This window comes from Bartonella sp. AU55XJBT (assembly GCF_028618525.1).
On record NZ_JAQITC010000001.1, the window covers coordinates 247,526 to 274,523 of the forward strand.

Annotated in this window: 17 protein-coding genes and 3 pseudogenes; 15 read left to right on the forward strand and 5 right to left on the reverse strand. The window is 38.5% G+C overall.

All coding sequences use genetic code 11. The features are described from left to right. Nucleotides 1-3 precede the first annotated feature (3 nt). From holA (PVV70_RS00945) to PVV70_RS00965, 5 genes and pseudogenes are all read left to right on the forward strand, one after another. The gene (holA, locus tag PVV70_RS00945) at nucleotides 4-1,044 is read left to right on the forward strand and encodes a DNA polymerase III subunit delta (protein ID WP_273757548.1); all 1,041 of its coding nucleotides are present in this window, start codon (nucleotides 4-6) and stop codon (nucleotides 1,042-1,044) included. Nucleotides 1,045-1,074: 30 nt separating this feature from the next. Further along, nucleotides 1,075-1,353: pseudogene (holA, locus tag PVV70_RS00950) on the forward strand (DNA polymerase III subunit delta); the annotation flags it as partial. A 328-nt stretch (nucleotides 1,354-1,681) separates the two neighbouring features. After that, the gene (locus tag PVV70_RS00955) at nucleotides 1,682-2,614 is read left to right on the forward strand and encodes a prephenate/arogenate dehydrogenase family protein (RefSeq protein WP_273757549.1); all 933 of its coding nucleotides are present in this window, start codon (nucleotides 1,682-1,684) and stop codon (nucleotides 2,612-2,614) included. Between the two features lie 372 nt (nucleotides 2,615-2,986). Next, nucleotides 2,987-3,838 (forward strand): YihY/virulence factor BrkB family protein, encoded by an 852-nt coding sequence (locus PVV70_RS00960; protein ID WP_273757550.1) that lies wholly within the window; start codon nucleotides 2,987-2,989, stop codon nucleotides 3,836-3,838. 21 nt (nucleotides 3,839-3,859) lie between these two features. Then, on the forward strand, nucleotides 3,860-4,351 hold the full coding sequence (locus PVV70_RS00965) for a YaiI/YqxD family protein (RefSeq protein WP_273757551.1): 492 nt from the start codon (nucleotides 3,860-3,862) through the stop codon (nucleotides 4,349-4,351). 1 nt (nucleotide 4,352) lies between these two features. Here the strand turns inward: PVV70_RS00965 and PVV70_RS00970 are convergent, their stop codons facing one another. Beyond that, nucleotides 4,353-5,051 carry a TlpA disulfide reductase family protein gene (locus PVV70_RS00970; RefSeq protein ID WP_273757552.1) on the reverse strand — a complete coding sequence of 233 codons (699 nt, stop codon included), beginning with the start codon at nucleotides 5,049-5,051 and terminating at the stop codon, nucleotides 4,353-4,355. Between the two features lie 32 nt (nucleotides 5,052-5,083). Here PVV70_RS00970 and argH point away from each other — a divergent pair. From argH to PVV70_RS00995, 5 genes and pseudogenes are all read left to right on the forward strand, one after another. Beyond that, nucleotides 5,084-6,465, forward strand: a pseudogene (argH, locus tag PVV70_RS00975) (argininosuccinate lyase). Nucleotides 6,466-6,539: 74 nt separating this feature from the next. After that, the gene (locus tag PVV70_RS00980) at nucleotides 6,540-6,725 is read left to right on the forward strand and encodes an LPS translocon maturation chaperone LptM (RefSeq protein WP_273757553.1); all 186 of its coding nucleotides are present in this window, start codon (nucleotides 6,540-6,542) and stop codon (nucleotides 6,723-6,725) included. A 9-nt stretch (nucleotides 6,726-6,734) separates the two neighbouring features. Beyond that, nucleotides 6,735-8,009 (forward strand): diaminopimelate decarboxylase, encoded by a 1,275-nt coding sequence (gene lysA, locus PVV70_RS00985; RefSeq protein ID WP_273757554.1) that lies wholly within the window; start codon nucleotides 6,735-6,737, stop codon nucleotides 8,007-8,009. Between the two features lie 117 nt (nucleotides 8,010-8,126). Continuing rightward, complete coding sequence (locus PVV70_RS00990; RefSeq protein WP_273757555.1) at nucleotides 8,127-10,553, forward strand: TIGR02302 family protein; 2,427 nt, start codon at nucleotides 8,127-8,129, stop codon at nucleotides 10,551-10,553. 225 nt (nucleotides 10,554-10,778) lie between these two features. Further along, nucleotides 10,779-11,549 carry a class I SAM-dependent methyltransferase gene (locus PVV70_RS00995; protein ID WP_273757556.1) on the forward strand — a complete coding sequence of 257 codons (771 nt, stop codon included), beginning with the start codon at nucleotides 10,779-10,781 and terminating at the stop codon, nucleotides 11,547-11,549. A 436-nt stretch (nucleotides 11,550-11,985) separates the two neighbouring features. On the opposite strand, the gene PVV70_RS01000 is transcribed toward PVV70_RS00995, so the two are convergent. The 3 genes from PVV70_RS01000 to tsaD all read right to left on the reverse strand — a co-directional run bounded on the left by PVV70_RS01000 (nucleotide 11,986) and on the right by tsaD (nucleotide 15,305). Next, entirely contained in the window at nucleotides 11,986-12,666 is a 681-nt protein-coding gene (locus PVV70_RS01000; RefSeq protein ID WP_273757557.1) for a response regulator transcription factor, read from the reverse strand. Nucleotides 12,667-13,314: 648 nt separating this feature from the next. Then, on the reverse strand, nucleotides 13,315-13,743 hold the full coding sequence (locus PVV70_RS01005; RefSeq protein ID WP_273757558.1) for an EVE domain-containing protein: 429 nt from the start codon (nucleotides 13,741-13,743) through the stop codon (nucleotides 13,315-13,317). 467 nt (nucleotides 13,744-14,210) lie between these two features. Beyond that, the gene (tsaD, locus tag PVV70_RS01010; RefSeq protein ID WP_273757605.1) at nucleotides 14,211-15,305 is read right to left on the reverse strand and encodes a tRNA (adenosine(37)-N6)-threonylcarbamoyltransferase complex transferase subunit TsaD; all 1,095 of its coding nucleotides are present in this window, start codon (nucleotides 15,303-15,305) and stop codon (nucleotides 14,211-14,213) included. A gap of 386 nt (nucleotides 15,306-15,691) precedes the next feature. On the opposite strand from tsaD, the gene PVV70_RS01015 reads away from it, so the two are divergent. The 5 genes and pseudogenes from PVV70_RS01015 to PVV70_RS09775 all read left to right on the forward strand — a co-directional run. Continuing rightward, the gene (locus PVV70_RS01015; RefSeq protein WP_273757560.1) at nucleotides 15,692-16,876 is read left to right on the forward strand and encodes a COG4223 family protein; all 1,185 of its coding nucleotides are present in this window, start codon (nucleotides 15,692-15,694) and stop codon (nucleotides 16,874-16,876) included. Nucleotides 16,877-16,887: 11 nt separating this feature from the next. Then, nucleotides 16,888-18,450 (forward strand): heme biosynthesis protein HemY, encoded by a 1,563-nt coding sequence (locus PVV70_RS01020; RefSeq protein ID WP_273757561.1) that lies wholly within the window; start codon nucleotides 16,888-16,890, stop codon nucleotides 18,448-18,450. A 146-nt stretch (nucleotides 18,451-18,596) separates the two neighbouring features. Then, nucleotides 18,597-19,343 carry a glutamine amidotransferase gene (locus tag PVV70_RS01025; RefSeq protein WP_273757562.1) on the forward strand — a complete coding sequence of 249 codons (747 nt, stop codon included), beginning with the start codon at nucleotides 18,597-18,599 and terminating at the stop codon, nucleotides 19,341-19,343. A gap of 938 nt (nucleotides 19,344-20,281) precedes the next feature. Next, complete coding sequence (locus tag PVV70_RS01030; RefSeq protein WP_273757563.1) at nucleotides 20,282-21,268, forward strand: DUF2125 domain-containing protein; 987 nt, start codon at nucleotides 20,282-20,284, stop codon at nucleotides 21,266-21,268. 210 nt (nucleotides 21,269-21,478) lie between these two features. Beyond that, a pseudogene (locus PVV70_RS09775) lies at nucleotides 21,479-22,050 on the forward strand (integrase); the annotation flags it as partial. A 224-nt stretch (nucleotides 22,051-22,274) separates the two neighbouring features. Here PVV70_RS09775 and PVV70_RS01035 read toward each other — a convergent pair. Then, the gene (locus PVV70_RS01035; RefSeq protein WP_273757564.1) at nucleotides 22,275-26,984 is read right to left on the reverse strand and encodes an NAD-glutamate dehydrogenase; all 4,710 of its coding nucleotides are present in this window, start codon (nucleotides 26,982-26,984) and stop codon (nucleotides 22,275-22,277) included. Nucleotides 26,985-26,998 lie beyond the last annotated feature (14 nt).

Genomic DNA, 26,998 nt, shown 5'->3' on the forward strand with positions numbered 1-26,998 from the left:
AGTGTGGCTCAAAAAAAAGCACATGAGGTTGATCAATTTCTAACGCGTTTCTCACGTGCTTTTCCTATTGTTCTCATTTATGGTCCAGATCGTGGTCTTATTTGCGAACGTGCTCAACGTTTTGCCAAGCTTACAAAGATAGCAATAGAAGATCCATTTTCGACAATTCGTTTGGATGCTGCTGAAATTGATAAAGATCCTGCACGTTTGGAAAATGAAGCGCGGACTTTATCGCTTTTTGGGGGAGACCGTTTAATATGGATTTCTAATGCTGCTAACCAAAAAGGTTTTCTTGCAGCCTTGAAGCTTTTGATTGATAAACCACCAGAAAAAAGTTTTATTCTCATTGAGGCAGGGGATTTAAAAAAAGGAATAGGGTTGCGTAATGTTATTGAAACGGCAGCAAATGCAATGGCTTTGCCCTGTTTTGCTGATGATATGCGTTCTCTTGACAGTTTGATTGATGAGGTTTTAGGGCAGTTTAAGAAGACTCTTTCTTTGGATGCACGGAGATGGTTGCATGAAAATTTAGGGGCCGATCGTCTTGTATCACGAGGTGAATTAGAGAAGCTTTGTCTTTATGCTTCAAATGTTCATATTACTCTTGAAGATGTGAAAGCTGTTGTAAGTGATGTCAGTGCTTTTTCTCAAGATGAAGTCATTGATGCTCTTTTATTGGGTGATATATCAAGCTTTGAAGCGCATTTTAATCGACATGCAGCATTGCAGGGGGCGCTTTTTTTTATTTTAAATACAGCACAAAGGCATTTTCAGCAATTACAGCTCTTGCGTTATCAGGTAGAGGTTGAAGGAAAATCATCTTTTACGGTGGTTTCTCAAGCGCGTCCCCCCATTTTTTTTCAACGGAAAAAAATTGTTGAACAAGCTTTAAAGTATTGGAACTTAGAACAAATTTCTTACGCAATGGAAAGAATTCAGAGGGCTGTTTTAGAAAGCCGTAAAAATCCACTTTTGGGTGAAGCCATTATTCGTCAAGCTTTGTTAGGGCTCACAATTATCGCACGACGGCAAATGGCAGCTTAACATATTTAAAATATGTTTAAAATATGATGATTTTTTATTTTGAGTATAGCATAGAGGTATTTTCAGCAATTACAGCTCTTACGTTACTAGGTAGAGGTTGAAGGGAAATCAGCTTTTACAGTGGTTTCTCAAGCGCGTTCATTCATTTTTTCAACGGAAAAAATTGTTGAACAAGCTTTAAAATATTGGAACTTAGAACAGATTTCTTACGCAATGGAAAGAATTCAGACTGCTGTTTTAGACAGTCGTAAAAAGGCATGTGGAGAAGAAGTTCTTATTGTAAGGTGCAAAAGACATGATTTTGATTAAACTCAACATAAGAAGATTTAAAATAAAATAATTCTGCGGTATTTTAAGGGATCTTTTTCAATATAATAAATAATGTCATTATCTTTATGAATCAATGCGTTGTATGCTTGTAAGCAATGAATTGAGAATTTTAAAGTTTAGTGTTCCATTTTTCGTATGTTTTATAGATAAAAATGATCTGTTGTTTATTTACGCAGGGTAAACTGTATTATTCTCTCGTTGTAGTTTTTTAATATTTTGCGCATAACTCTTAGACGAACAAACAGAAAAATTATGATTGTTACAACTGTCTTTGTTGCTGTTTGCAAAGAATTTTTAAAGGTGAAAGATGCCCCCTATTCAATTTGAAAAAATAGCGCTTGTTGGGATTGGTCTGATTGGATCTTCTTTAGCAAGAGTGATTAAAAAGAAAAATCTTTCAGCTCAGGTTTCTATTGCAACACGTCGTCAAGAAACACTGGAAAGAGCCCGCGAATTGGAACTTGGAGATTTTTACACAACGGATAATGCAAAGGCTGTTGAAGGTGCTGATCTCGTTATTATTTCTGTTCCTGTTGGAGCGAGTGCAGAGGTGGCAAAAAACATTCATAATCATTTAAAGCCAGGGGCGATTGTGAGTGATGTTGGTTCTACAAAAGAATTGGTTATTACAGAAATGGCGCCTTTATTGCCAAAAACGGTTCATTTTATTCCGGGACATCCTATTGCTGGAACGGAATATTCGGGCCCAGATGCTGGTTTTGCTGATTTGTTTATAAATCGCTGGTGTATTTTAACACCTTTTGCAGATAGTGATGCGACAGCTGTTGCACGATTGACAGCGTTTTGGGAAGCTTGTGGGGCGCGTGTCGAAAAGATGGAGCCGAAGCATCATGATCTTGTTTTAGCGATTGTTTCGCATTTGCCACATTTGATTGCGTATAATACTGTTGGGACAGCGAGTGATTTAGAAAAGGTAACCAATTCAGAAGTTATTGCTTATTCTGCTTCCGGTTTTCGTGATTTTACGCGTTTGGCATCTTCTGATCCCGTTATGTGGAGGGATATTTGTTTGCACAATAAAGAGGCTATTTTAGAAATGTTGAGCCGTTTTAGTGAAGGACTTGCTTTTTTAGAACAGGCAATTCGTATAGGTGATGGTGAAACACTGTTTAATTTTTTTACCTGTACGCGTGCTGTGCGCCGTAATATCATTGCGGCGGGTCAGGAAATTGATGCCCCTGATTTTGGTCGTCATAGCGTTTCTAAAGAGGAAATGTAAAATTAAGACATCTTTGAATTTTGTGCTGTTATTTTGCTTATTCTTATCATGCATCTTAGGATATCTGTTCTTTTAAATTGTTCGTTGTGATGAAGATACGGCACTGTTCTCAGTCGTTTGTCCAACGATATTTTGTGCGACGATATATGGTACTGCCTGTAATGGAGGGTGGCTCTCGTGTAAAATAAAACGCTCTAGACAGAAGATATTTGATTGGTAAAATTTATTGGCTTTTCAGTTTTTGAATAGGAGGAGGCTTGACCACATGGATTATTGCCCTTTATACTAAAAAATGTTTGTTTTTAAAGTCTTGATGGTTTTTATAAAGCATGAGATAACTGAAAAAAAGATATTACCAGAAAGTATTGAGGTTTGTTAAGAAATATCTTTTGGTATGGCTATCGTATTTTTGGTGACGCAATAAGTCATTATTGGCGTGATAGTGGGAGTGCTTTCGCAAGCCATGTTGCGCTGTCAGGTCTTTTAGCATTTTTCCCTTTTTTTATTTTTGGAACATCTTTTGCTCGTTTTCTCGGGGCTTTTACCTATACACCGCAAAAAATTAAAGCGCTCATACAGTTATTGCCTGATGTCATTGCTGAACCTTTATCGCAGGAAATTGTCAATGTTTTAACCCTCCATCAAGGGGGTGTGTTGACGCTTTCTGTTATTGGAGCGGCTTATTTTGCTTCCAATGGAATAGAAGCTTTGCGTACGGCTTTGAATAAAGCTTACCGTGTGACGGATCAACGGAGTTTGTTGTTTTGTCGTTTTCAAAGTTTGTTTTTTGTGATCCTTGGCGCTTTTGGTCTTGTTGTGATGAGCTTTTTATTGATTTTAGCGCCTTTGTTGATCAAAACTATGCAAAATCATTCTTTTCTTATGACTGAATATATTGGTATTATTCGTTTATGGCGTTATACAATTGCTGTCGTTATTTTGTTTATGAGTCTTTTGATTGTTCATAAATGGCTTCCAGCAGGGCAGCGGAAATTTATAGATATTTTGCCAGGAATCGTGGTGACAATGTTTGTATGGTTTATGGCTTCTCTTGCTTTTGCACAATATTTAACGATGTTTGATTATATTTCAACCTATGCGGGGTTAGCATCTATTATGGTTGCCATTATCTTTCTTTATATATTAAGTGCAATTTTTATTTTGGGGGGTGAAATAAACGCTGCAATAATGTTTTATCGCAATTATTGGCAATCGTCTCGGTGAATGAAAAAACCTGTAGATCCTATGAAAGACAAAAGATGGGGGCAAGGAATAAGACCAGCTATTAATTTATTGGTTGATGCAGATGCCTGTCCTGTAAAAGCTGAAATTTATCGTGTTATGAATCGTTATCAGCTTAAAACATTTATTGTCGCAAACCGTTTTCTTTCTCTTCCCCAAGAAGAACTCATTAAAAGAATCGTTGTTTCTGATGGGCTTGATAGGGCTGATGATTGGATTGTCGACCATGTGCATGAGGCGAGTATTGTTATTACTAGTGATATCCTTTTAGCAGAACGTGTTGTACGGTCTGGAGGACTTTGTCTTTCGCCAACGGGGCGTATTTTTGATGCAAATTCAATTGGTCAAGCCTTAGCCATGCGCAATTTAATGGAGGATTTGCGAGAGCAGGGGCATGTCACAGGAGGACCACGTCCTTTTTGTGGTAAAGATCGTTCTGCTTTTTTGTCAGCATTGGATTTGACAATCCAACGTTTAAAAAGACGTGGTTATTAGATTATTGTGCTTCTTTCATGACAGCTTTGATAAGTGCTTTGGCTTCATCATTGGCCCATGGCGCTGCCCCATTATAGGAAGCAATGAGATATCCCTTTTTATCAATGAGAAATGTGATGGGGAGTCCTAAAGCAAGCCCTTGTTTTCTCATGTCGTTGAAGATATTCATGGTTTCATCGCGATAGTAGACTAAATTATCCGCATGAATATCTTGTAAAAATTTCTGAATTTTTTTCACAGAAGCCGTTTTATCGATGTTAATTGCTATGACGTCGAAATTTTCTCCACCTAATTCGCGTTTTAATTGCGCCAGTTCCGGCATTTCTGTGCGGCAGGGAACGCACCAGATAGCCCATAAATTGATGAGTAACGGTTTTCCGTTAAATTCAGCGAGTGTGTGGTCTTTTCCATGAATATCCTTAAAAGAGAAGGTATTCATATCTAAGGGTTTATCCATAAATCGCATATGAGCAAAAAAGCCTGTTGCGGCTTTTTGGATTGTCATCATTTTTTTGTCTTGTTTTTTTTCTGTTTTTTCTTTTGAAAGAGCGATGGCAAAAGAAGAGACCGTCTTGTCATGATGATTTTTTATTGCGTATAAACTGACACCAACCAAAATAATGGCAACAAAAAAGGATGCGATAAAGATTATCTTCTTTTTGTTTTTCTTCTTTGAGCTATTAAAACTTTGAGAAATCATGATTTTATCCTTTTTATGGATGTTTTAAAAATATGATCGATGAGAAGGTAAAGAACCAAATGTGTGTGGCGGTTTATCGCAGGATCCGCTGCCGTTATGGAAGAAATGAACGCCTCAATTGATGTTGATTAAAAGCTCTATCGGCAAAAATATCGAAGGTTTGCTCTCTCATGCTGTTATGTTAACGCAAACAGAGATTATTTTACAGTCTGATTATGAAAAAATTTCTCATGATTTGAAAATTATTCGCAAAAAAAATTGAAGAAGATACATTTGTTTTTTCACAAAAGCTTGAAGATATTCATATGAATATTGAAATGTGGCTAAGCACGTTGGTTGGTTCTGTTGTGAGGCATTTACATATGGCGCATTCACGCAATGATCAAGTGGCTGTTGATTTTAGGTTATGTATTCGTGAAGCAGTGCAGAAAGTAGCACAAGCCTTAAAGGAGTTTATAAAGCAATTGCTTGCTCTTGTAGAAAAACATGTTAAGACCTTTTTGCTAAGCTTTACGCATTTACAATTGGTTCAACCCGTAACATTGGGTCATTATCATTATAGAATGGCTTATGTTGAAATGTTTGGTCGCGATTTATCGCGGATGCATGGATGCCATTGAGCGAATGAATGAATCGTCTTTGGGACCTGCGGTTTTGGCAGGAACAAATTTTCCTATGGATTGCTTTATGATAGCAAAAGAGCTGGGTTCCCGAAAATCTATAGGCAATGCAATTGATTGTGTTTTTGACCGTAACTTTGCATTGAAATTTTTAAGTGCTGGTGTTCGTTGTGCAATACATCTTTCGCGTTTAGCAGAAGAAATCATTCTTTGGTTAAGTGAACAGTTTTGTTTTATTCGTTTGTCAGATATTTTTTCACTGCGTTCATCGATTATGCCAAAAAAGAGAAAACCTGATGCAGCAAAGCTGGTAAGGGCAAAAGTAGGTCGATAAAATGACGCGCTTATGGGATTGTTAACGGTGATAAAAGGATTACCGCTTGCTTATTCAAAGGATGTACAAGAAAATAAAGAATATGTGTTTGATAGAACTTTGAGTTTGGATTTATCTATTAACAGCGATGACAGGAATGATTGCTGATTTGAAAGTGAATAAAAAAGCCATGAAACAAGCAGCGGATTTAAGGTATGTGACAGCTACAGATTTTGCTGATTGTTTTGTTTGGGAATTAGGGATTCCTTTTCATAAGGCACATCATATGGCAGAGTGTGCTGTAGCATTGGCAGAAAAAACAGTATCGCCTTCAGGATTTATCATTAGATGAATTTCAAGCAATTTGTTCTGATATTAATGCGACGCTTTTTGATGTTGTGACCATTGAAAAGTCTGTTGAAAATCGTAAAAGCTTTTGGGGGCGGCATCTTCAAAAGTTCTTTGGCAAATTGCATATTGAAAAAAGCGTCTTGTGAACACTTGAATGATTGTGCTTTAAAGGTGAAAAGAGATCGAGATGAAGAAAGAGGGCAGATGAAAATTATAGTAAAGGGGTTGGTGATTGTCCTTTTGGGGGGCTTGGGTGTCGTTGTCGCTGGGTGTGGGCGTAAAGGGTCATTAGAGATGCCTCCTGTAAGTGTGGAAAAGTCTGTGAAGGGGCCATCTGCTGCTAAAAGTGAAGATGATCAACCTTTTATTCTTGATCGTTTGATAAAGTAGGAGGAAAATATGAATTTTTTTCCCTACCATCAAGGTATGCTTCATGCTGAAGGGTGTTCACTTGCTGCTCTTGCCCAAGAGGTGGAGACGCCTTTTTATTGTTATTCGGCTAATGCATTGGTCACACGTTTTAAGGATTATCAAAAGGCATTTCAAGGGATGCCCAGTCTGATTGCTTATGCGGTTAAAGCTAATTCTAATCAAGCAATTTTACGGCTTTTAGCGGCAAATGGGGCGGGTGCTGATGTGGTCTCAGAAGGTGAATTACGGCGCGCCCTTGCTGTTGGTATTCCGGTACATCGTATTGTTTATTCTGGTGTTGGTAAAACCATGAGAGAAATAGATTTTGCTCTTTCTCAGAATATTTATTGTTTTAATGTTGAATCAGAACCGGAGCTTGAACAGTTGTCGCAACGTGCTGTTGCGCTTTCAAAGATAGCCCGTGTTTCATTACGCATTAATCCAGATGTTGACGCAAAAACTCATAAGAAAATTACAACAGGAAAATCTGAAAATAAGTTTGGTATTCCATTGGTGTTGGCAAGAGAGGCTTATAAAAAAGCTGCTTCTTTACCTGGATTGCAGGTTTGCGGTATCGATATGCATATTGGCAGTCAAATTTGTGATTTAAAGCCGTTTGAAGAGGCTTTCCTTCTTATTGCAGATTGTGTGCGTCAATTGTGGAGCGATGGTTATGCAATAACGCATATCGATATTGGTGGTGGGCTTGGTATTGCCTATGGTTGTGAACAACACACTGTACCCTCTCCTTTTGATTATGCCGCGCTGGTAAAGAAGCATATTGCTCCTTTAGGGATTAATATTGTGGTGGAGCCGGGACGTAGCATTGTGGGCCAAGCTGGTGTGTTGGTAACCTCTGTTCTTTATTTAAAAAAGGGACAAGGGCGGAATTTTGTTATTGTGGATGCGGCGATGAATGATCTGATGCGCCCAACGCTTTATGATGCTTGGCAGGACGTTGTCCTTGTGAAAAAAGCAGTAAAAGGTGCCCCCCTTATTCATGCAGATATTGTGGGTTCCGTTTGTGAAACTGGTGATTATTTAGCATTAGATCGCTGCTTGCCGATTTTGGCACCCGGTGATCTTTTGGCAATTACGCAAGCTGGGGCTTATGGTGCTGTGATGGCGAGTACTTATAATAGTCGACTTTTGATCCCTGAAGTTCTTGTCCAAGATACGCGTTATGCGGTTATTCGTCCGCGTCTTGATTATGCGCAATTGATGGAATGTGATCATATTCCTGATTGGGTCGAGCATTCTTAAATGTTTTTTGGTCTTATTTTTACTAAACTTTGATGAAATAATTTATTTTCTGGAAATTGTCTTGTATGGGTTTTATGATCTTAATACATCACGGTAAAAGGGGAAAAATGCTTGTTTATGAAAAATAAAAACATCAAGAGCTTTGAAATAAAGCTTTTGTGTGTACGCATTTTTATGTGGGGGATCCTTTCATTTGAACGGGTATGGATACGGTTGTTGCCATTTTTCCTTGTTCTTAGTCTCTTTTGTTCGCTTAGTTGGTTGGGGGTTTTTGGCGTTCTAGGCTATTGGTCCCATTGGCTCTTACTTGGGGTGTTGCTTGTTTGTGCTGGGGTCAGTTTATTTTTGCTTATTGGTTTTCGGTTTCCCACAATGCGGGAAGTGGATCATCGTCTTGAACGCGTTAATGATCTTAAACACCAGCCTTTGAATATTCAGACAGATCATGTATGTTCTGAAAATGAAGAGGATTTTAGTGCTGTTATTTGGCGTGAGCATCAACGCCGAATGGCGGAGCAATTATATCATTTAAAAACTGGATTTATCTCTCTTAATAGTGCGGCTTATGATCCTTTGGCTTTGAGGGCTTTGTGTGTTCTTCTTTTTGTGTGTGCCTTTAGTTTTTCTTTTGGTTCACGTGGGGGACGTTTGGCTGATGCTTTTGATTTTCGTCCTGTTGTTGATGAAAAGTTCATGCGGATTGATGCTTGGGTAACACCACCTGCTTATACCGGTGTGGCACCGATTTATTTGACAAAAGATGAAAAAGCACAACTGGCAATTCCTGAAGGGAGTGATGTGGTTGTGCGTGTTGTCAATGGGGCTGGTGTTACAGTCAAAGCAAAAACTGTAGAAGATGGGCAAAAAGTTTCGTTTTCAGAGAAAACGGAACAAACAGCTTTCAATGATCCAATTGTTCATTTTGAAACCCATTTAGAGCATTCAATGGATTTGTTTATCTCATCACGTCATAAAAAACAACAATGGCATTTGCAGATGATTAAGGATGCGTTTCCAACAATTGATTGGCTGGAAAAACCAGGGCGGATTTTAACGGGGTCGCTAGAGTTGCGGTATGTGTTGGATGATGATTATGGTGTGACAAAGGCTTTTGTTAAAATAGAGCCTCTCTTTCAGAATAAAAATGCTTCTTCTCTTTACAAAGCACCGGAAATGAAACTTCTTCTTCCACGGGGTGGAAAGGGTAAAATGCGGACAGTACAGGATGTCTCAGCGCATCCATGGGCGGGTTCGCAAGTCAAAATTACTTTGGTGGCAGAAGATGGTGCGGGGCAGAAAGGGCGTAGCAAAACTTTTGTTATGACATTACCGCAGCGTGTTTTTTCAAATCCTGTTGCGCGTGCTGTCAGTGAATTGCGTCGTTTACTTGCTCTTGATGCTTCTGCGAGAGAGCACGTATTGGATATGCTTTCTGCTTTGTTTGTGCGTCCAGAAAAGGGGCTTCAAAATGCAGCGCATTTTCTCGTTCTACAAAGTGCGTGGACAAGGCTTTCTTTGGCACAAACAGAAGAGGATTTGCGTGGTGTGGTGGATTATTTATGGCAGATTGCTTTAGGTATTGAAGGGTATCAGCTTGAATCCGTGCAGAAAAATTTAAAACAAGCACAAGCTGCTTTACGGGATGCGCTGCGATATGGTGCTCCAGCGGCAGAAATCGAACGGCTTATGGCAGATTTACGTCAAGCTATGGATGCGTATATTCAGGCTTTGGCTGAAAAAGCACCAGATGGTCAAGTTTCTAAAAATTCTAAAAGCTTGAAAAGTCCTAACCTTTCTGAAGATACATTACAAGAAAAGCTGAATCTCATTGAAGAAATGGCTAAAACGGGCTCTTCTTTAGCAGCGGAACAGCTCTTGGCGGAAATTGAACAGACGCTTGACCATTTGCATGTGCAAAAAGGCAATCAAAATGAGGGAGACAAAAGCCAATCTGCACAAATGAAAGAAAAGATGGATAAACTTGGTGATTTAATGCGTCGTCAGCAGGAAATTCTCAATGAAACACATCAGTTAGAGATGGAACAAAAACGGGGGGAAAGTGTACCGGAGACACAAAAAAAATCTTTAAAAAAACGCCAAGTTGAATTGCAGTCTGAATTATCAACATTAGAAAAAGAATTATCAGAACAGGGATTTGAAACAGGTGGTGCATTGAAAAAAGCGGAAGAAAAAATGAATTTTGCAGAAGATGCTCTTGATCATGGAAATCATCAGGCATCTATACAAAATCAGTCTGATGCTTTAGAATCTTTGCGGCAAGGTGCCCAAAGTGTTTTGAAAAAAATGCGTGAAACACTCAAAGAAACAGGAAATGATCAAAACACTGATTCTGGTCCGAAAGATCCGTTAGGGCGTCCACTTTCTTCAAAAACAGATAAAGGACAAGAAGGTGAGGCACTCCCAAAAGAAAGTGATCAAATGCGTACGCGGCAAATCTTGGATGAAATTCGCAAACGTTTGGGCAAGGAACATCTTCCAGAAGTAGAAAAAAACTATCTTGAAAGGTTGCTGCATTTTAATTAACAAATTGTTGGCTTTTTTCTTAATTGATGTCAGAAACAACGTATGAGAAACTTCTATCGAGTTCATCTCAAAAGAAAATGATTAAAGTTCTTGTGGTGCAATCATTATCCTGTTGTACGGTTTTTTGGGGTCATTTAAGTTTAAAATGTGAAATATTAAAATGTTCACTATTGCGGAGAAAACGCAGAAATCCATATAGGTTGAATATATGAAAACCTGTAATATTTGAAATTTATTTCTACATGGTATATTGAGTTGGATATCGTTACACTGAAAAATTTTTATGCTTCTGCACTTGGGCTGCGTGTGCAAAAAACGCTGTGTGACCAATTGAATTTATTGTGGCCCGATCTTGGCGATAAACGGGTGATGGGGTTGGGCTATGCACTTCCTTATCTTTCTGCATTGCATGAACGTACTCAACAATGTTTTGCTTTTATGCCAGCTAGGCAAGGTGCTTCGCCTTGGCCTTGTGCTGAGCAAGTTGCTACAGCCCTTGTTTTTGAAGAAGACTTGCCGCTTTCTGATGCATCGGTTGATTGTATTTTATTGGTCCATGCCTTAGAATATACAGAAAATTCATTTGAAACGTTGAATGAAATATGGCGTGTTTTAGCTCCCAATGGTCACTTGATTGTTATTGTTCCTAATCGCTCTGGTTTTTGGGCGCGCAATACGACCACTCCCTTTGGTTATGGCGAACCTTATACTCGGCAACAGATTATTCGTTTGTTTGAAAAAACAAATTTTGTTTCTGGACCAATACAGGAAGTTGTCCATTATATGCCCTCTACAGGTTATGTTTCGCGATTGTTCTCATTTTTTTATGAGCCCTTTACACGCCATCTTTTTCCCTATTTTGGTGGGCTCTTAATGTGTCAGGCGCAAAAACGTGTTTATCAGGGGTTGCTCGTACAACGTCGTCAATCGCGACGTGTTTTTATTCCTGCTTTATCCCCACAGACAAGAAATATTTTAATTTATAAAGATCATTAATCATTTTGCTATTGGTATAAGAACAGCAAATGGATGAGGCTTTTACTTATTGCAAATTTTCTACATATTGAATCAAACAAAATTATTTTCTTGTACGTTATAAATGGGTGGGTCATGTAGGTTAAAATTATATAAGAAAGAACATGCTTCTTATGAGTTTTATGGACCACCTTAAAGGTTGTAAGTCGGGCTGTCACAACATTTTAGAGCAGGCTCAAATGTGTGATTGGTGCTCGCTTACGTCTTTTATTAAGTGTAAAGATGGTGGTGTTTAATGGCTCTCTTTATCGTTAGGATAAACATTTAGCATTCTTATAATGAATTATCCTGTCTCTTAAGAGGAGATAAATTAAGAGATGGAAAAAAAATATCTCTCAATTTAGGCTCATAAATGTAAGTTAAAGCAGTGAGCAGAGCGGTATTTTTTTATATCAAATTAGAGGTTTAAACGATACCCATTTTGATCGGTTATGAGAATTTGTACATTAGAGGGATTATTTTCGATTTTTTGTCGTAAACGATAGATATGGGTTTCTAAAGTATGGGTGATAACATTTTCATTATAACCCCAAACTTGTTCTAACAATGTTTCACGGCTGACAATTTTATCATTGGCGTAATAGAGGCATTTAAGAATTGCTGCTTCTTTTTCTGTGAGATAGATTTTATTGTTGTTCTGATCAAGAAGGAGCTTTTGTCTTAGTTTAAAAGTATAGGGGCCAATATGGAAGGTTGTGTCTTCATTTTGTTCATATTGGTGCAACTGTGCTCGAATTCGCGCTAATAACACTGCAAAGCGAAAGGGTTTAGTCACATAATCATTGGCACCTGTTTCAAGATCTAAGATAGTCTCGCAGTCTGTATCATCATTCGTTATCATGATAATGGGGGCACGAAATCCTTGGGTGCGTAATTGTTTAACGGCTTTGCGACTATCCAGATCAGGAAGTTCAAGTCCCAAAATAGCAAGATCAATATTTGCGTCTTGGATTACTTTCATTCCCCCTTCAACTGTTTTTGCTTGGAAAATTTCAAACTCTTGATGCATTTGCAATTGCTCTACCAAAATGGGGCGTAGATCATCATCTTCAACGATTAAAAGAGTATAGTTGTTCATATTTTTCCTTATAGACATGTTGATGCACTGATTGGTAAAGAGCAGTTTTATGAAAAATGAGCTTTCATGCAAGAAAAATGAAAAGAGGAAAGTTAAAAAAGAAAGTCTTAAACAAATTAACCTTTATAATTTCTATGGTTGCTTGACGAAAAGAAGATGTATCTTTCATGTGCAGAATATTTATACATTGATTAGAAGTTTTTTATATTTTGGGGTGTGTTTTTGCTAGGGGAGACCACAATCTTTACTCTCATAGAGCAACAAGCTGGTATCATCATATATTTGAGCCTACTTCCAATGTTGCTATACCGTTGCTATTTTAGATTCTTCATAAGAGGCATGTTTTTATCTACGTTTGGTTTAGTTTTTTCGGCGCATTTGTATGCGAAGAGGTCGGTGTAGTATTCGTGGCGTTGTCCATTATAATTGTTGAGTAAGCCTTCCCTTGAGCTATGCTGAAAAGATACGTCGTGAAGAGAGTGTTTGTGCAATTTGGGGAGGGCTGTATCGAGAAAGGGTGCAGAATAAAAAATAACAAGGGAGAGTATATTAGAATGAAAACGCGTAAGGAATGCGTTGTGCTTATTCTTCTACGTTATAAAGCACTTTTCCATATGAATTAATGAATAAAAAATTATTATTTTAGAATCAAAGAATTTCCTTTTTAAGGTTACCCATTAAACACACTTCTTTCCATTCATCTTCCGTCACGGGTTGTACTGATAAGCGGCTGGCATTAACCAGCACCATATTGGCTAGTTTGGGATTGGCTTTAATTTGTTTTAATGAAACAGGTGTTGGCATGTCACAAAGTGCGCGGATATCCACACATTCCCAGCGTGGATCTGAGGTTGTAGAATCAGAGTGTGCTTCAGCACATATTTCTACAATGCCTACAATTTCTAAACCTTTATTTGAGTGATAAAAAAAACCTTTCTCGCCATATTTCATGGTGCGCATATTATTACGGGCTTGATAATTGCGCACACCATCCCATTGTTCGCCATCAACTCCTTTTTTCTTTTGCATCTCCCATGACCATTTATGGGGTTCAGATTTAAAAAGCCAATAAGCCATGCATTTACCTTTTCATAGACTGTTATATATTCATATACATTTTTATAAGTATATTGGTAACATCATCAATGATGATTTTTAAAATGGTGTAAAGAACGAGCATTATCTGTTTTTTGTTTCGAAATAATGTATCGTGGAGGAACGCTCTCCATTGATATTTCAAAGTATTTTGCTCTTTTTTTATCTTTTAGCAGCAAAATATATCAATGTATCGAAAAATAGACTTAAAGTTTCTCAGTTATTTGAAATATGGTGATATAAGGCAGTTTCCTTGAAATATGAAGTGTTTTTAGAATATGTGGTGAATATTTAAGTTTGCGTATCAAGCTTTGAGTTAAGTGAATCGTGTGAAATGAGAAGCAGATGGAATCGTTTACAGGTGGGAAATTGATTCAATAACTATCTAGATTACAGACCGGATTGAGTGAAAATCTTTGTTCTTTGAAAGGTGAGGGAAAGCAATTTTTTTATGCTTTTGTTCCGCGGCGTCCCGTCCCGATTAAGGGGGAGGCTTTTTCATCTAAGGGCCAGCGTGAGCGAGGGGCGATATCAAGCGAACTTGTTTCTCCACGTGTGAGTTTTTGTGCACCGGCAAAAGCAATCATGGCTGCATTATCCGTACACAAGGAAAGAGGAGGTGCGATAAATTCGAAACCATGTTGATGTGCAAGTTCTTGTAATGTCAAGCGAAGTGCTTGGTTTGCTGCAACGCCGCCTGCAACAACTAGAGCAGGAGAATGCTTTTTTTGATTACGAGAGAGAGGGTATTGGTTGGTAAAGTGTTGTAGAGCTAGGCAAACGCGATCACACACCGTATCGGTCACGGCGGCTTGAAAACTTGCTGCAATGTCAGCAATATCATTTTCTGTAAGAGGAGCTATGGCTGTTGCAGCTTGTCGAACAGCTGTTTTGAGACCTGAAAAAGAAAAATCTAACCGTTTTTCACCTTTTAAAGGTCGTGGAAGAGGGATGCGATTTTTATCGCCCAATAAAGCTGCTTTTTCAAGTGCTGGTCCACCAGGATAAGGAAGACCTAAAAGTTTTGCTGTTTTATCAAAGGCTTCTCCTAATGCATCATCAATGGTGGTTCCTAAACGTTGATAGTTGCCTACTCCATGAACAAGGATTGTTTGTGTATGACCCCCTGAAACTAAAAGTAATAAATAAGGAAACTTGACATTGTGCGTTAACACAGCTGTTAAAGCATGTCCCTCTAAGTGATTTACGGCAATAAATGGTTTTCCAGTGGCAAGAGAGAGTGCTTTTGCGCTCATAACACCTACCAATAGCCCTCCTATCAAGCCTGGTCCACTGGTGGCTGCAATACCATCAATATCTTTTAATTTTGTGTTTGCTTCTGTGAGGGCTTGCAGAATTAAATGATCAAGGATTTCAACATGAGCACGGGCAGCAATTTCGGGAACAACACCGCCGTAGGGTGCATGATGGTCAATTTGACTCCAAACAATATTGGAAAGAATTCGGCTGTTTGATTCATTGTTGTATTCAATGACAGCCGCTGCCGTTTCATCACAACTTGTTTCTATTCCCAACAGACGCATTTTAAGCAAAACCTTATTTTTAAGCTTCTTGCCTACGTGCGTATCATGAACAGAAAAAGATGCAAAGTATTTCTCTTAAAAATTGATTTTTCTATGAAAGAATGATTTTGTTTGGCATTTTTTTGAATTTCACGACATTGTGGATTAAAAAATGAAGATGTATTTTTGAGTATAAAATTCAGATGTGTTTTTAAAAACTTGTCTATTAAAGTTTATCATTGTAAATATTCTTGATAAAAATGCGATTTAGAAAATTTCTATAAAGTTATACGCTTTATAAAAAGAGTGTAAAGCAAACGAAAATATTTGAGAAAAGCTTCATTTTTAAAACTTTTTTCATTTTATTGTTTTATCATTAAAAAAAGTGTGCACGAAAAGTGACAAAAATGGTCGATTCTTCAAAACCAAAAGTTAAATCACATTATGCTGGTACGCGTCGTAAGAAACCAGTCATTGAACATGAAGCTGTTTCCCATGATTCAGAGGAAAAAATACACAATTCTGTAGAATCTCATGTCCAAGAAAAACAGAATATGCAAAATCAGGATCAAAGTACTTCTCGTACAGCTTGGTTTTTGTTGCCCCTTTCAGGGGGTTTAGGGGGACTTATTTCTTTGGGAATTTTTGTGGGGCTTCAATGGGTGGGGTTGTTTTCTTCTCCTTTTGTGAGCAATTCTGCTGAAGGGAAAAAAGTTTTACAGATCGCTGAAGCTGCAAAAGGCCAAGGTGAAGAAACAAGAGAACAATTGGAGCGGCTGCTTCAAGAGATCGATGCGTTAAAAACAGCGTTTTCTTCTTTTTCATCACAACAGTTTCAAAAAATGAAAAACGATGAACTCTTGCAAAAAGAAAGTAGAGAAGCTTTTGCGAATTTAGGGGAAAAAGTAAAAACGCTTGAAGAGGTTGTACAAACTTTTGTTGGAGAGTCAAAAGGGATAGAAACAGCTTTGTCTGTCGGGCAGAGCAATGCGAATGATCTTGCTTCGTTAAAAAAACAGTTAGAATCACTACAGCAAGAAATTACTGTTAAAAATAGTGAGAAAAAAGAAATAAATACGGCACTTTTTACAGCGATCAGTTCGTTAAAAAATGCTGTAGAGCGGGGAGGATCTTATAACAATGAATTAAAGCTATTACAGCAGTTATCGCCCTCGATTGATGGACTTGATGTGTTGCAAAAGACAGCTACTGTAGGTCTTCCAAGTTCAGCACAACTTTCAGTTGATTTTGCTCATGTTGCCGATGCAATTGTTGGTACACAAAATATTGTTACGTCAGATGCTGGTTTTTTTGATCGAATTTTAGCGTGGATAAAAGGGCTTGTTGTTTCGCGACCGATTGGAAATGTTGAAGGGATGACGCTTGGGGCTATTACAGCGCGCATGGAAGTTGCTCTTCAAGCGGGTGATTATGAAAAGGCTTTGAGTGAATGGCAATCATTACCCCAAAATGCAAAAGATATTTCAAGAGATTTTGTTCAGCAGCTTGAAAGACATATTGCTGTTCAACAGTTGCTGCAGCAATTGCTGTTGTCTGTGCAACAAGGGTCTTTTAAGGCAACAAAGATGTAAATAGGCTCCAGATGATACGTGTTTTTATTTATATTTTTGTTGTTTGTGTTCTTGGATTAGCTTTTGGGTGGGTTGCTAATCACAATGGTGTTTTTGTCCTTACATTTTTGCACTTTAGATTTTCTACTTCATTGCTTACAGTGTTAAGTGTGCTGACTTTGCTGTTTGTAGCGCTAGTGCTTTTATGGTGGTTATTGTCTTTCTTTTTTTCTATACCGAGTGCTCTTTCCAATTATTTTTATAAACGCCATCGAAAGCGCGGTTATGAAGCTCTCTCAAAGGGAATTCTTGCAACTTTTGCTGGTGATGGTATGGTTGCGCAAAAAATGGAAGCACAGGTTGATAAATATCTTGCAGGAAAACAAGAGCCATTGGTAAAGCTTTTACAAGCACAAACTTTGTCTTTACAAAATAACTCTGTTCGCGCTATCGGTCTTTTTGAGGAGATGAGAAAGGAAGATCCAACAAAACTGGTTGGACTTTATGGTTTGTTTCGTGAAGCGATGAAGAGTAAAGCTTATGAGGCAGCACAACAATATGCAGAAGAGGCGCTGTCTTTATCACCAGCACTTTTGTGGGCGCATCAGGCGGTGCTTGATCGGTTGGGTGCTGAGGGTAAATGGGATAAGGCACTTACTGTTTTTGAAAGAGCGCAAAAAGCTCTCCCGCGTTCTGTTCGCGCAACTCCAGAGCGGCAGCATATCGAGGTTTTACTGTTAAGTGGGCAGGCTCTTCATCTGTTTGATACACATCCTGTACAAGCACGTGAAGCTATTTTGAAAGCCCATAAATTGGCGCCTGATTTTGTTCCAATAACAATTATAGCGGCTGATATTCTCTATAAATTAAATGAAACGCGTAAAGCGGATAAAATGATTATAGCTGCTTGGCAGAAGGAACCTCATCCTGATTTGGGGATGCTTTATCTTGAAAAAGAAGAAGGAGCTGTTGAGCGGTTAAAAAGGGCTAAGACACTTGCTTCTTATAATGAAGATACATTTGAGTCGGTTTTTCTTATTGCCAAAGCTGCTTTGGATGCTGGTGAAACGACATTAGCAAGAGAGCAGGCACAAAAAGCATTGCAGTATCATCCACGGGAAAGTGTTTATTTATTATTGGCAGATATTGAAGAGGCTAAGGGAAACAATCAAGGTGCTGTGCGGCAATGGCTTTCCTTAGCCCTTCGTGCTGAACGTGATCCAGTATGGATGTGTGAGGGGTCTATTTTTTCTTCTTGGTCAGCTGTTTCTCCAATCAGTGGACGTTTAGGCTGTTTTGAATGGAAAGCGCCTCCCTGTGTCCCTTCTCTTACATTAGAGGCAGTCAATATTGCGCCAAAAAAGCAAGATAAAGAGGACGTTGTAGAAGAAAATGAGGGTGTTGAAGATAAGAAGCTTGAAAAATTAACGCCTATAGACGATTCTTTTTTGCATAATATGCAGGTGGAAAGACAATATATAAAAGAACAAGATGCAAAAACATTCAGCCAAATTCATTTAAACGTTGATGATCCAGGAGTTAAAACAGAAGAAGAGGACACGTCTTTATCGAGAAAAAAATTTCGTTTATTTTAAATTGTGTCAACAGGGTAATTTGAGGGTTTTCTCAGAAGAAACAATGAATGTAGAAGAAACAATATCGTTAATCTTGTCCAATAAAATTATTCTCTTATGCTTTAAAAATGAAGTTCTGCTCGGTTGCAGAAGTGATTGATTAAAAAATGTTTTTAAATCAGAGATGTCTTGATAAAAAGCAAAAAAATAGCAAACCAAGGATTGCTGTCGTTATTCATCGGCGGTCTCCCTATACGGGGCGTTTGGGAAAATTTTTACAACAAAATGGTTTTGTTCTTGATGTTTATCGTCCTATTTTTGGACAAAAACTCCCTGATACATTAGAGCATTATGCCGGTGTTGTTATTTTAGGGGGACCAATGAGTGTGAATGACAGCGAAGCTTATATTGGTGAGGAAATTGATTGGATTTCGTTATCATTAAAGGAAAATAAGCCTTTTTTGGGTATTTGTCTTGGAGCACAAATGTTAGCACGAAATTTAGGGGCGCGCGTTGGTACAAGAAGTGATGGGACTGTTGAAGTGGGTTGGTATCCACTCGAAGTGACCCCACAAGGAAAGGAATTGATGAATTGGCCAGAAATGGTCTATCATTTTCATGATGAAGGTATTTATGATTTACCAAAAGAGGCAATGCTTTTGGCAACAGGGCATACATATCCTACACAAGCTTTCCGTTATGGGAACAATGCATGGGGTTTGCAGTTTCATGCTGAATTTACGCGCGCTATGATGCGGCGTTTGGTTGTACGTTCGGCACATAAATTGACTGAAAAAGGTGCTCAACCTGCTTGTGCACATTTGAAAGGGCGTTTAATCTATGATCGAGCTTTAAGCCAATGGTTTGAAGGTGCATTACGGCAGATCTTTTGTACACCGCCAGCACTTATGTGAGGGTATGCTTATTTTTAGTGAGCTCACGACCTTCATGTAAAACAGAGCGTCATTTGGTTGCATCGTTAAAGGCTTGTTTTAAAGAGACATTTCTCAAAGCGTATTTAAACATATTTTACGGTGCCAACCATGAATAGTATAATGATAAAGCTCCCATAATATAAAATCTATAGAGCACTGCAATCTTTATACTTGTGAAAGAGTAAGCCGGCATCATCACACACTCTGTCCGCTCTTAATATTGCGACAGCCTTTGGCATTTCTCGATGATTCATGAAAAGGCATTTTGTCCTTTCTTGTACAGTTTTTACCTCTACGTCAGCTTCGCTTTTGACGTGTAAGGAAATGGTTTTGATTAATTCAATCTAGAACAGGTTTTAAATGAGAGAATCTTACGATATTCGGGTCTCTCAATTCAATATGCAAAACAGTAAGTTATCATTGTAAATCAATACCTTGCCATTGTTATTCTTATTGTATTGTAAAATAATGTCGTTTAAGGCTAAAGATAAACAGCGCATGTAAAACTTTACATATAAGGTATTTTTTGTTAAAAGGTGTAAAGGGTTTTCTTAAGGAATTCTTGCTTCTTGGGCGTGTGAGATGCTGTACTTTAGGGCGGTGAATTATGACCTCCATGATATGATCAGCAGATAAAGCCAGCGAGATTAAGAAGCTGGATTGTTTGTAAACTTGGTGAATGTTTAAGAAACTTTATCCTTTTTAGGGTGGGGTTAAAATCAAAAGATAAAGAAAGTTTTAAAGTTGTCTACATCCTCTCAAATACCATCATCACAAAAAAGTTTTTCTTTGCGCTATTTATTGTGTGGGCTGTTTTGTCTTGCTCTGATCCTCATTTATAGCGCTTTCTGGTTTTTTTTTCACGTAAAATAGAAAACTATGTTTCTGATATATCTGCAAAAGCATCTTCCGGTAATATGGCGGCGGTGTGTGAGAATGTGCGCAAGAATGGTTATCCTTTACGGATTGGTGTTGTTTGTGACAAATTTCAATTTTCTTGGCCTTTATACGGGGTTTCTTTATCGACGGGGCGTTTGACAGCTGGTGCACCAATTTATGCCCCTCATTTGGTCGAGTTTAATGTTGATTCTCCTGCATCAATTGTTTTCTCTGGGAAAACTTCCACCGTATCTCATTGGCGTAAGTTGGTGATTGAAACAGAGCCTTATTGGAAAACAAGTCAGACATTGAAGGTTATCGCTGAAGGGCTTGAACTTTCCCCTCTTTCCTCTTCTCTTGAGAATCAAAAGCTTCAAGAAGCATTGGGATCAAAAGCGACAGACAAAAAAACAACACAACAAAATGTTGAAAATCCGGCATTGTTGCAAGATACTCCTGATGGGGTTTCACAGCCATTAGAGCCAAAAGATGTCTCTCAAAAAATAACGACAGAATTTTTGCGTCTTGATCTTAAACGTGAAAAGAATCATTTCTCAGGAAATATGACTTTTGATGGTTTGGATGTTTCTCCAATTTTTATATCTTCTTCTGTTGAAATTCCGAAAATTGATGGCAATTTGGAATGGATTTTAAATGATGCCTCTCTTCTGTCTGATAATGAAGGAAAAAATTGGAAACAAAATCTGTACGGGAAAAGTGGCATTTTAAAGCATGGTGAATTGGCTTTTCATATAGGCGGCGGGGTGCATATTAGTGGACCTTTTTCTTTTGATGATGAAGGATATTTGTCAGCAACATTTGAACTTGTTTGTATACAGCACGTGAAGTTCCTTGAAGCTTTGCAACATTTTTTTCCTGAAGAAACGGATGATTTTCAAGCGTCACTTTTTATTTTGAGTACACTGCCTAAAAATGCAGATGGCGCCCCCGTTCTTTCTTTGACTATTAGACATGGCTGGGTAAAACTAGGATTTTTAGAACTTGGTCGTCTTGCTCCACTTTAGGTTTGAGAAGAAATTAGTAAGAGCGTCTGTATGGCTAGGTATTGCTTTATAAAAAGTGTTCACTGTTTTACATGTTGAATGAGAGTCTTGAAGATCGTAAGATTCTCTTTTCATTTCAATCTTGTTTATATTGCATCAAACAAAAACCTTCCTCCTTGTATGTTGTGAATGGGAAAGCCGTGTGGATCATTTATTAAGAAGAGGCTAAAAATGCTTCTTATAAACCGTCTCAACGGTTCAAAGGTATCGCCATATTAGGGGCTGGAAAAGTGTGTGATGGTGCCGGCTTACTTCTTCACAAGTATAAAAATGGTGGTGCTCTATAAATTTTATATTATTCTTGGGGGCTTTATCATTATACTATTCATGGTAGGCGCCGTGAAATGTGCTTGGGTGCGCTTTGAGAGATGTCGCTTTAAAACATGCCGATGAATATGCAATGCAGTGTATTTTATTTGGGGCGCTTTGTTTTATATGAAAGTCGTAACTCTCTTAAAGAACGTGATACACAAAAGCGTGAGGCAATCAAAATTCTCCATTATTTTAAAAGACATTGCTCTAAATGCCTTTGAAATCCGTAAAACTGAATTAAAAAATGATGGTGAGAATGGGAACAGGTTTATACCTTTAAAACTTCATGTTTTCCCTAAATGAGATTGTCTATTGTTTTAGAGATTACATAAACCGAGACACACAATTTTTCCGCTCCAATTTAGTATATAAAAGATGAGGCATCTCGTAAAGTACTGAATCTTCTTAATATTTGTCTCAAACGTACTGCTTTTAAATCTGAAAGTTGATGTTTTTACGTTGAGAAATCAATTGTTAAAATCCATTCCTGTCCTGTTGTCGTTTTGAAATGGTTACAAGCAATTCTGTTGTGATAAGGAGCGAGGCTTTTATTTTGGATGCTGCATCTCCAAAACAAAAATTCCCGCTCTACCTTTGTTGGTTCGTTGTGGTAGGATAGAACGGCAGTTTTTAACTAGATCGTTTTATATTCATTTTAAGTTTGAAAGCCAGTATTTTGCAGTTGAGAAATCAACCCTGCTGCAAAAGTAAAACGAGAAATATTGAGATCATTTTCAATAAGGGCACTAATACGGTTTGTAATATTGTGAATATCATCTTCTTCTGTTTTTTTCCAAGTGGTAAAAGGATCTTCTTTTTTTCCATAACTTTTGAGGATTTTTATAACGATTTGCCGCAAACTTTCGAAAATACTTTCTTTGGCTTGGCTTAAAGCCATACTATCATAGTAATCTAGGATAGGAATTGTGCGACTCGCTTCGTTAATTCGGTTTATGCGAATGATTTGCGCAAGTGAGAAATAGATCCCTGCAGTTTTAATAAGATCGCTGTTGCTTTGTTTTGCAATTAAAGAAATATCACAAATTGTTGGAGCAGCTTCCAAAAGAGCTAGTTGTTTTGCTAATGTTTTTGGTGCTCCTTCTTCACTGTAGTGTTGTGCTTTTTCTTCAATCTTTTGCTTAATATCGTTATCGTGAGAATGCATAAGCTCTTTTTCAATAACATTACGGGCTTGTTTTATTGTTTTTACAATTTCTTCTAATGGACGTGAGAGATCCATGTTGTGTAAACCCCAATTGGTTGTTTCAAAGAGCATTGGGGTCATTACTGCGTAGAGTTTGTTTTGGACAAGACCGGGGATTTTATTATCAAGCTTATCAATTTGATCAGACAATTGGGGAATTTCAAAACCATCACGGATGGCAATGAAAACGCGAATAATATTTTCAGCCTTTTGTTCTGTTGCATCGTGGAGTTGTTTAACAAAAGTAGGACCTCCACGATTGACAATATCGTTGGCAATCAGCGTTGCAATAATATTACGACGCAGTTGATGGTTAATGACTTCCTTCTCAAAATTTTCTTGAATTTGGGTTGGAAAATAATTCAGCAAGGCTGTGTTGAAATAATGATCATCAACAATGGGGCTATGAGCAATTTCTTCTTTGAGTGTTAATTTAGCATAGGCAAAAATAACGGCGAGTTCTGGACGGATAAGACCTTTTCCTTGGGTTATTCTTTGCCGTAAAACTTGCTCATCAGGGAGCACTTCAACTCTACGATCTAGAAGCTTTTTTTGTTCCAAATCATGCATAAAACGTATTTGATAGGGTAAATCAGCTGTGCTTTGGCTTTCTGCTAAAGAAAGAGCAAGAGGTTGTAGATAATTGTTGCGCAAGACGAGTTGTTCGACTTGAGGAGTCATTTTTTTCAAGAGTTTATTGCGTTCTTCGCGGGTGAGTGTTTTAGCACGAAGTGCTGATGCAAGAACAATTTTGAGATTGACTTCAATGTCAGAACAATTCACACCGGCAGAATTGTCAATGGCATCCGTATTGCAACGACCACCATTTGAAACATATTCAATCCGTCCACGTTGTGTAACGCCAAGATTAGCCCCTTCACCAATAATTTTTGCACGCACTTGTTCTCCGGTAATGCGTATGGCATCATTTGCACGATCACCTACTTGGGCATCACTTTCTGTTGTGGCGCGGATGTAAGTCCCAATGCCACCAAACCATAAAAGATCAACAGGGGCTTTGAGAAGAGCAGAGATAATTTCAAAGGGGGTTCCTGTTTGTTTTTCGAAACCGATGGCTCCTGCTGCTTCAGGGGAGAGCGTAATGGTTTTTTCTTTTCGTGAGAAAATACCTCCGCCCTTTGATAATTTGCTTTGGTCGTAATCCTGCCAGCTTGAGCGAGGTAGTTTGAAGAGACGCGCACGCTCTGCATAGCTTTCCTCTATGTTTGGATCTGGATCAATAAAGATATCGCGGTGATCAAAAGCGGCAATCAATTTTGTTTGTTTTGAAAGGAGCATGCCATTGCCAAAGACATCACCAGACATATCGCCAACACCGACACAGGTGAAGGGCATTGTTTGAATATCCTGATTAAAGGATTCTCGGAAATGTCTTTTGACGGCTTCCCATGCACCTTTCGCTGTAATTCCAATTTCTTTGTGGTCATACCCTGCTGAGCCACCAGAGGCAAAAGCATCATCGAGCCAAAAATGGTTTGCTTGGCTGATGGCATTGGCTGTGTCAGAAAAGGTTGCTGTTCCTTTGTCGGCTGCGACAACAAAATAGGGGTCAGGGTCATCATGACAGATGACATTGTGGGGCGCAGTTATTTTGCCGTGAATGAGATTGTCTGTGATGGAGAGCAAAGCTGTTATAAAGTCCGTATAAGCTTGTCGTGCTGCTTCTATGATGACAGCACGATCACTTGTTTGAGGAAGGCGATGGGGATAGAATCCACCTTTTGCTCCTGCAGGAACGATAACTGCATTTTTAACTTGTTGGGCTTTGACTAAGCTAAGCACTTCGGTGCGATAATCGAGTGCGCGGTCAGACCACCGAATTCCGCCACGAGCAATAGATCCAAAACGCAAATGGACTCCTTCAACTTCTGGTCCATAAACAAAAATTTCCCGATAAGGACGTGGTTCAGGCAAACCTTCAATTTGGCGCGGATTTAATTTGATGGCTAAAATACGCCGTGGATTTCCATCGCTAAGAGGTGTAAAGGCATTTGTTCGTAAACTCGCATCGATAAGGTTACTATACCGGCGTAAGATAAGATCATCATCTAAACCAGAGACTTTCTGTAATTTTTCTTCAATGCGTTTTTGAATAATCTGTTGGTTTTTCTCTCGTTCTTTTTCTGTATGGCTTTGATGAAATTTTAAATGAAATAAAGCATAAAGCTCTTTGGTAATGTCAGGATAAGCATTTAAAGTTTGGGCGACGCGGTCTTGCGAGTAAGGAATTCCAGCTTGTTGGAGATAGCGCCCGTAATGGCGCAGAATAGCAATTTCATGCCAATCAAGCTCAGCTGTTTGGGTGAGGGCATTAAAGGCATCATTATCAGCATTTTGTGCCCAAATGGCTTCAAAAGTTTCGGCAAGTTTTTGACCGTCTTTTTCAAAATCGAGACTGAGCTGGAAAGTACTCTCTAGTTGCATATCGTGAAGATATACAGATTGCCCATTGCCATCTGGTAATTCAAGGGTTTGTTCAGCAATAACACGAAACCCCATATTTTCAAGCAGTGGAACACGTTTGGAAAGAGCAAGTGCTTCATGGCGGTGAAAGAGACGAAGAGAAATGTTCTGTTTTTCTTTGTTTTGCGCGTGATAAAAGGTCACGAAAAGGGGGTTATCATCATGAAGACTGAGAATATGTCCGGCGTCTTTAATGGCATCTTCTGTTGAGAATAAATCACGATAGCTGTTGGGAAATTCACTGGCTAGGCGGGTTTGTGGTTCTGTTGTTTTGTGGGTAAGAGAGATGGCTTGAACGCTATCTTCCCAACTTCGTGCGATTGAACGGACATGTTGTTCAAGTGTGGTGCGCTCGTGAAGTGGAACAGTTTCGCTCACTTTGCGATGGATAATATAATAGACACGGATAAGAGTGCTTTCCAGAAATAGCGGATAGGATTCAAAAAAGTCGCCTTTGTAAAGTTCAACAAAATGTTCGCCAACTTTTTCACGCAGGCTGCTGCTGTAATGGTCACGTGGTACATAGACAAGGACAGAAACAAAGCGTCCAAAAGAATCAGTGTGGACAAGCACGCGCAAACGTGGACGTTCGTCTAATTGCAGGATAAGTTTGGCATTTTCCGTTAGTGTGTCAACATCAACACGAAACATTTCATCTCTTGGATAGGTTTCTAAAACACTGATAAGGGCTTTTCCTGAATAGTCAGCACGATTGTATCCAAGGCGTTGAATAATAGTTTGGGCTTTTTCTTTTAAGAAAGGAATTTGCAAAATAGAGCGCGTATAAGCTGAAGAGGTAAAAAGCCCTACAATGCGTAATTCTCCACAGAGCTGGTTTTCTTTATCAAAGATTTTAAGACCAATATAATCGAGCCAAACAGAACGGTGAATTTTGGAGCGGCTGTTTGCTTTTGTCACAATAAACAGGTTATCACTTTCCATAAAGGATAAGACTTCTTGGGGTGGTTCTTTCATACTTTCATCGTCAACAATATGAATGGAAGCATCCGCGAGTATACCAAGTTCAACGTTACTCGCTGTGAAAGATTTTAGAGGTCTCTGATCTTTGATGAAGTTGTAAGTGCGCATGCCAAGGAAGATGAAATTATCATCTGTGAGCCAGTGAAGAAATTCAATAGCCTTTTCGCCTTCTTGTTTATAATGTGAGGGAAGGCTTGTTTGATAGGCATGAATATGCTTTTCAACTTCTTCAAGCATAGGTTTCCAGTCTCGTACAGCAGCATTAACCTGTTCAAGAACTAAGGTGAGTTCATTTTCAAGTTTTTGTGTCTGCTGTTTGTTTAATGACTCGATGTGAATTTGCATCAGACTGATGCGTTTTCCGGAAGGACAATCAAGAATGGGGTGTGCAATCAAATAAATATGGTTTTTGTGTTGATTGACGAGATTTAAGATAGAATCAAGAAGAAAGGGTTTGTTATCATTGACAAGGGTAATAACAGTTATAGGTCTGTTATTGCGGGTTAAATTCTGTTCAAAGCAGATAGTATTTTTTCCTGCTTGATGGAGATTAAAAGCTTTTACTGCAATGGCGGCGGCTTTTTGAAGTTCTTTATTTTCGTAATAAGCGATATCTTCTTTATCAGTTTGAGCAAAAAGGATTTTTTCTATTTTGTCTGGTGTGTTTTTTGTTTCTATTGTTTTTTGTTGTAACACATTTACTCTCCCTT